6 protein-coding genes are annotated in these 6,241 nt (G+C 56.4%); all 6 read left to right on the forward strand.

Annotated features, from left to right (window positions below; all coding sequences use genetic code 11):
• Nucleotides 1-73: 73 nt before the first annotated feature.
• The 6 genes from DWA01_RS11370 to DWA01_RS11395 all read left to right on the forward strand — a co-directional run bounded on the left by DWA01_RS11370 (nt 74) and on the right by DWA01_RS11395 (nt 5,661).
• Nucleotides 74-853 (forward strand): GntR family transcriptional regulator, encoded by a 780-nt coding sequence (locus DWA01_RS11370; protein WP_235008526.1) that lies wholly within the window; start codon nt 74-76, stop codon nt 851-853.
• Nucleotides 850-1,827 carry a TRAP transporter substrate-binding protein gene (locus tag DWA01_RS11375; RefSeq protein WP_114285962.1) on the forward strand — a complete coding sequence of 326 codons (978 nt, stop codon included), beginning with the start codon at nt 850-852 and terminating at the stop codon, nt 1,825-1,827. The genes DWA01_RS11370 and DWA01_RS11375 overlap by 4 nt, the downstream gene beginning before the upstream one ends.
• Nucleotides 1,828-1,893: 66 nt before the next feature.
• Nucleotides 1,894-2,397 (forward strand): TRAP transporter small permease, encoded by a 504-nt coding sequence (locus DWA01_RS11380; RefSeq protein WP_235008527.1) that lies wholly within the window; start codon nt 1,894-1,896, stop codon nt 2,395-2,397.
• Complete coding sequence (locus tag DWA01_RS11385; protein WP_114285963.1) at nt 2,397-3,674, forward strand: TRAP transporter large permease; 1,278 nt, start codon at nt 2,397-2,399, stop codon at nt 3,672-3,674. Before DWA01_RS11380 ends, DWA01_RS11385 begins: the two co-directional genes overlap by 1 nt.
• Nucleotides 3,675-3,683: 9 nt before the next feature.
• Entirely contained in the window at nt 3,684-4,733 is a 1,050-nt protein-coding gene (locus DWA01_RS11390; RefSeq protein WP_114285964.1) for an L-idonate 5-dehydrogenase, read from the forward strand.
• 1 nt (nt 4,734) lies between these two features.
• A complete protein-coding gene (locus DWA01_RS11395; RefSeq protein ID WP_114285965.1) occupies nt 4,735-5,661 on the forward strand; it encodes a sugar kinase in 927 nt (308 codons plus the stop codon).
• Nucleotides 5,662-6,241: the final 580 nt, after the last annotated feature.

The raw sequence follows: 6,241 nt of genomic DNA on the forward strand, positions 1-6,241 counted from the left end.
GTCTGCGTCCCGGGTGGCTTCATACTTACCAGGTGCGATTGGGTGATACCACTTTACAATAATGTTGACTAGTATGGAAGTATGGTTCATATGGAAAGCGGGAGGACGATTTATGAAACTTGAGTGGGCATCTGTACAGGAACTCGATCATGGTATTGCAATTGGGCCGCAGCTCCATCGCATGCTGCGGGAGCGGATCATAAGAAATGATCTGGCGCCCGGGAGTAAAATCTCCGAATCTGAGCTGGCGAAGAGTTATTCGATCAGCCGTCAGCCCGTCCGCGAAGCCTTTATCAAATTGTCAGAAGAAGGTCTGATCGAAATCAGGCCGCAGCGCAGCACCATCATTCGCAAGATTGATTATGCATCGGTGCTGGATGCACGTTTTGTGCGTGAGGCAATTGAGGCAGATATCGTCAAATTGCTGGCGCAGCAGCCTGATGCGGGTCTGGTCAAGGAATTGCGCGCGCAGCTGACCGAGCAATCCCGTGTGGCCAAAGAATCTCCGCTCCGGTTTATCCAGCTGGACGAGCTTTTTCACCGAACGCTGGCCGAGGGCGCGGATAAATCAAAAGCCTGGAAATTTGTGGAAGGGCTGAAATCGCAGATGGACCGGGTTCGTTTTCTCAGCCTGAGCCGCTTCCCGTTGAGCAAACTCATCCAGCAGCATGAAGCCATTGTCGACGGGATTTCAAACGGGGATATCAAAGTTGCGGAAGCTTCAATGCGGCTTCACCTGAAGGAAATTCTGACAGACTTGCCGGAAATTCTGGCCGCCAATCCTGAATTATTTGATGCACCAGTTTCGTCACCACTTACGGAAAAAAACACCAACCAGGAGGATAAACAATGAAAATTCCAAAGAGAATAGTAACGCTGATCGCCGCGGGTCTGGCGGCCCAGGTCATAAGTGGCGCAGCGTTCGCACAGGAGCTGACGCTCAAGCTTGGCCATCTCGCCAATGAAGAAAATCCATGGCATCTTGCGGCCGTCAAATTTGGCGACGAGCTTTCCGCACTGACGGATGGACGTATTGTAGTTGAAGTTTTCCCAAACGAGTCTCTGGGAAAGGAAATTGACCTGATCAACGGTATGCAGCTTGGCACTGTTGATATGACGATCACCGGTGAAAGTCTGCAGAACTGGGCGCCCATGGCGGCGTTGCTGGCGGTGCCCTACGCCTATAAATCTCTGGAGCATATGGATTGGGTCGCCAGTGGTGAAATCGGCGATCAGATTAAAGCGCAAATTATCGAGAGGGCACAGGTACGTCCCATCGCTTTTTTTGCGCGCGGACCGCGTAATCTGACTTCAAACCGTGCCATTTCCAACCCTGGTAAACTGGACGGGCTGAAAATGCGGGTGCCAAACGTGCCCCTGTTTGTGGATGTCTGGAAGGCGCTCGGCGCGCAACCGACACCGATGGCATTTTCTGAGGTGTTTACCTCCTTGCAGAACGGTACAATTGGCGCGCAGGAAAACCCGCTTGCTTTGATCAAGTCGGCGAATTTCAATGAGGTCCAGAAATTCGTCAACCTGACGCAACATGTGCGGTCGTGGATTTATCTGACAATTGCCGAAAGTACCTGGCAGGATCTGTCTGCAGAGGATCAGGCGGCGGTGATGGAGGCGGCAAGCCGTGCTCAGGCTTATGAGCGGGGGCTGTTCCTTGACAGTATTGCCGCCGACCGGGCTGATCTTGAAGCCAAAGGTATGACCTTTGTTAAGGTCGATGGCGCCGCATTCGCAGCGCAGGCCAAAGACGCGGTCCTTGCCAACGTGAATGATGAAATTCGTCCAATCGTAGAAGCACTGTTCGCTGAATAATCCGGATTTCCTTACCCGGCGCCAGCAGATTGTTGGCGCCGGGCGCAAACCGACAAGGAAAATTTGATGTCGATTAACCGTATGAATTCGCTGGCCGTGCGTTTCTGTCGCCTGGGTATTTGCCTCGCATTCTCTGTTCTGATTGCTGCGGTGCTGCTTCAGGTTCTGGGCCGCACGTTTGGGTCTTCGCCGGTGTGGACAGAAGAGCTGACACGCTATGCGCTGCTCTACCTCGCGGCCTTTGGTGTCGGCTTGTCCCTGCGCAGCGGAGAACTGGTCAACGTTGACGTCTTTTGCGAAGCGCTGCCGGGAAACTGGCCCTGGCGGCTTCGGGTGTTCTCCACCACCACAACAGTGGTCATATGCCTGGTGCTTTTGGGGCCGGCGTGGAAATACACCTCCATAGGAGCACGGCAGACCTCGCCTGCCATGGGGCTGAGGATGGATTTTGTCCATGCCAGCATCCTGATTATGCTCGTTTTTCTTTTAATCTTTGCTGCCCTGCGCCTGGCTGCAATGTTGCTGAACGGTGACACTGGCTTGCCGCAAAAACCGGACGGAGACGCCTGATGGCCGTTACAATACTGATTGTCGTGTTCTTGCTTGGGCTTGTGGCTGGCATCCCTGTGGCGGTCACACTCGGGCTTGCCTCAATGGTCTATCTTTTTATCACCGACATCCCGATTGTGGTGATGCCGCAGAAAATGTACGCGGGCATGGATGTCTTTGTCCTGCTTAGTATTCCGGGCTTTATCCTTGCCGGCAATCTGATGAACAGCGGTGGCATCACCGGGCGCATTATCCGTTTTGCCAATGCAATGGTCGGCTGGATCCGGGGCGGTCTGGGTCTCACTAATATTGCGGCGTCTATGTTGTTTGGCGGCATCACCGGCACGGCGGTGGCTGACGCGGCCTCCATCGGTGGCGTTATGATCCCCGGTATGAAAAAGGCCGGCTACCCGGCCGATTTTTCCGCAGCTGTGACCGCCGCTTCATCCACCGTCGGGCCGATCATTCCACCCAGCGTTCCGATGATTATTGTCGGTTCTCTGTCGGGAATATCGGTGGGCAAGATGTTCATGGCAGGAGCCATTCCCGGGATCCTCATGGGACTGGCAATGATGGTGACCTGTTATGTCATCTCGGTAAAAAGAGATTTTCCCCGGCAGGACTGGCAGGGGTTTGCCGAATTGGGCCGGTCCTTTTTCGCGTCGTTCTGGGCGCTGGCGATGACTGCTCTTATTATTTACGGCCTGCTCAGCGGGCTGGCGACACCCACTGAAACAGCGGTCATTGCCAGCGTCTATGCTTTTGTCGTCGGTGCGTTTGTTTACCGTGATCTGGACTGGCGCAAGCTTCCGGAAATTCTGATCGACAGTGCTGTGTCATCGGCCGCGATCCTGGTGCTGGTGGGATTTGCCAATGTCTTTGGCTGGATACTGGTATCTGAACGTATCCCTCAGGCCATCGCCGACGGGGTGCTGTCGCTGACGGACAACAAGTTCCTGGTGATCCTGCTTATCAATATACTGCTGCTGTTTGTCGGCATGTTCATGGAAACAATTGCAGCGCTGATCATTCTGTTTGTTCCGCTTCTGTCGCTGGCAGAAGCCGTCGGAATCGAACCGCTGCATTTCGCAACCTTCGCCGTGCTCAATCTGATGATCGGCCTGACAACGCCACCGGTGGGCGTGGTTCTATTTGTGTGCGCCAATATCGCGCGTCTGCCGCTGACACCGGTCGTGCGGGCGATCATGCCGTTTCTGCTGACCAATATCTTCGTGTTGCTGCTGGTATCCTACATTCCAGCGCTGGCAACGTGGCTTCCCTCTGTCCTCTTCCCATAAGGCTTCCCCATGCAAACGCGCCTCTGCCGGCTCTACGGCAAACAAGATATCCGGATTGAAACAGACAGGGTGGCTTTGCCAGGAGCGGGCGAAGTGGTTGTGGCCATCGGTGCCGGCGGGATCTGTGGATCTGATCTGCATTACTATCAGGATGGTGGTTTTGGCCCGATCCGGGTGCGGGAGCCCATTGTTCTTGGTCACGAAGTTGCCGGTACCGTGTTGAGCGTTGGAAAGGGCGCGGGCAACATTAAAGAAGGCGACCGGGTTGCGCTAAACCCGAGCCGCGCCTGTGGCAGCTGCAAATATTGCGAAACAGGGCTTTTTCAACACTGTCTGCACATGCGGTTTTTCGGATCGGCACTGCGTTTCCCCCATGAACAGGGGGCTTTTCGCGACAAGATGGTCGTCCGGGCTGCGCAGTGTGAAAAGATCAGTGCCGGCACCACCCTGGCAGAAGCGGCCTGCGCAGAACCGCTTGCCGTCTGCCTGCACGCCCGCAGCCGGGCAGGGCAGCTGCGTGGAAAACGGGTGTTGATCACCGGCGCCGGTCCCATTGGCGTGCTTTGCGCCGCACTGGCAGGCGAGGCTGGTGCCGCAGAAGTCGTGGTCACCGACCTGCAGAACATCCCATTGACTGTGGCCAGTGAAATGGGCGCAACGCGAACGATAAATGTCCTGGAACAGGCGGAGGCGATGGACCCCTATTTTGCAGACAAAGGCTATTTCGATGTGGTTTTTGAATGTTCAGCTGCGGCGCCGGCGATCAGGACGGCGGTTGAAGCGGTACGGCCTCTCGGTACCATCGTTCAGGTCGGCGTTGCAGGCGATACTCTGATGCCCGTCAATCTTCTGGTCGGAAAAGAGATCAATCTGTGCGGCACCCACCGCTTTCATGCTGAATTTGCTGAGGCGGTGACGCTGATCGACAATCGTGTGGTTGATGTCCGGCCGATGATCACCGGCACATACCCGGTGGAACAGGTGCAGTCTGCGTTTGAAATAGCGGGCGACCGGACGCAGGCTGTCAAAGTTCAGCTTTCTTTTGCAGGAGCGGGCTGACATGGCAAAAGCTCTGAAAATCGCTTGTGTCGGCGAAGCTATGGTTGAGCTTTCGCTGGAGGAGGTGCCCGGGAGCGGGCAGGCGGGTGTTGCGGGCGATACGCTGAATGCAGCGATCTATCTGCGGCGGGCGCTGCCAGAGCCGCACCGGGTTTCATATGTGACCGTGCTCGGTACTGACCTGTTGTCGGATCAGATCGTCGCCTTTATCAATTCCGAAGACATTGCCACCGATACTGTTCGCCGGGATTGCAAACGATTGCCGGGCATCTACGCGGTTACCACGGACGAGGCCGGGGAACGGTCTTTCCTCTACTGGCGCGAGAATTCAGCCGCACGCACTTTGTTCCAGAACGACAACGGCCTGTCCTTTGATGTTCTGGAAGGGTTCGACATTGTTTACCTGTCCGCAATCACCCTGGCAATCTTACCGGCCGATGTTCGCGCGGCTCTTTTTGGCTGGATCGGTCAGTTCCGCGCCGGAGGCGGCAAATTTGCCTTCGATTCAAACTACCGCCCGCGCCTGTGGCAATCGCCTGACGAAGCCCGCCGGTGTATTGATCAGGCATGGCGGCTGTGTGACATCGCGTTCCCGTCGCTGGATGATGAGCTTGCCCTGTTTGGTGACGCGGATGAGGCCGCTGTTCTGGCGCGGTTCCGGGCCTATGGCATACCGGAGGGCGCCCTGAAACGCGCGGCATGCGGCCCGGTGCCGCTGACCGCGCAGGCAGAAACAACTTTGCCTTTTGCGCCGGCGACTCGTGTGGTCGATACCACCGCGGCGGGCGATAGTTTTGTTGGCGCGTTCCTTGCGTGCCATCTGTTGGGGGGCACGCTTGCTGAGGCTCTGATGGCAGGTCACAGCTGTGCTGTAAGTGTGGTGGGCCATAAGGGCGCCATCATGCCTCGAGATCTGATGCTGACCTGAACGTAAAGCGACCAGCGTCTTGTCCGTGTCTGATATCTGCGCAAGTCGGGTAAATAGTTTCGTGGCAGGGCGGTGCCGAAGTCTGGCCAGGTACCATGTTGCAGGACCCCGGATCGGATCACGAGGCGCAGGACGGGCGGAGGGAAGGGGTGTCGCAGCAGAAATGCGGACTGTGGCGCCGGACCACCCCTGCTTACCGGTGTGCCAAAGCTTCTTTCGCCACGCCCTTGCATTGGGGCTCCTCGCATAAGCAGTCCCTGACAACTGCATTAGGGGGCTGTGCCGCACGTTCAGCTTGCATCAGAGCCAGCACTGCCGCCGCCACATTATCTAGTGGCGGAGCTGGCGCCGGCAAACGGGTGGCACAAAGACCGTCGGTTTCCGGGTGCTGCCTGCGGGTGTTGTGGTTCGGTGTGATTCTGTTCTGGTGGGGGTTCTGCTGCCGGGCCTGGTGGTCATTTGAAGATTAAGATTGTTTATTTTCAGAAGGTTACGAGGTTTTTGGGTGGAAAGTGGATCTTTGTGTGATTTAGCGCTTGCGGCTTTGGGTTACTGGGCCTAAAACCCACTTCACCGGCCG

The sequence above is a fragment of the Candidatus Halocynthiibacter alkanivorans genome (assembly GCF_003333265.1).
In the GTDB taxonomy this organism is placed as follows: Bacteria; Pseudomonadota; Alphaproteobacteria; order Rhodobacterales; family Rhodobacteraceae; genus Halocyntiibacter_A; species Halocyntiibacter_A alkanivorans.

What these genes read in the sequence shown, in the direction of transcription:
- DWA01_RS11370 (WP_235008526.1), top strand. Translation starts at nt 74, where the DNA reads ATGGAAGTATGGTTCATATGGAAAGCGGGAGGACGATTTATGAAACTT.
- DWA01_RS11375 (WP_114285962.1), top strand. Translation starts at nt 850, where the DNA reads ATGAAAATTCCAAAGAGAATAGTAACGCTGATCGCCGCGGGTCTGGCG.
- DWA01_RS11380 (WP_235008527.1), top strand. Translation starts at nt 1,894, where the DNA reads ATGTCGATTAACCGTATGAATTCGCTGGCCGTGCGTTTCTGTCGCCTG.
- DWA01_RS11385 (WP_114285963.1), top strand. Translation starts at nt 2,397, where the DNA reads ATGGCCGTTACAATACTGATTGTCGTGTTCTTGCTTGGGCTTGTGGCT.
- DWA01_RS11390 (WP_114285964.1), top strand. Translation starts at nt 3,684, where the DNA reads ATGCAAACGCGCCTCTGCCGGCTCTACGGCAAACAAGATATCCGGATT.
- DWA01_RS11395 (WP_114285965.1), top strand. Translation starts at nt 4,735, where the DNA reads ATGGCAAAAGCTCTGAAAATCGCTTGTGTCGGCGAAGCTATGGTTGAG.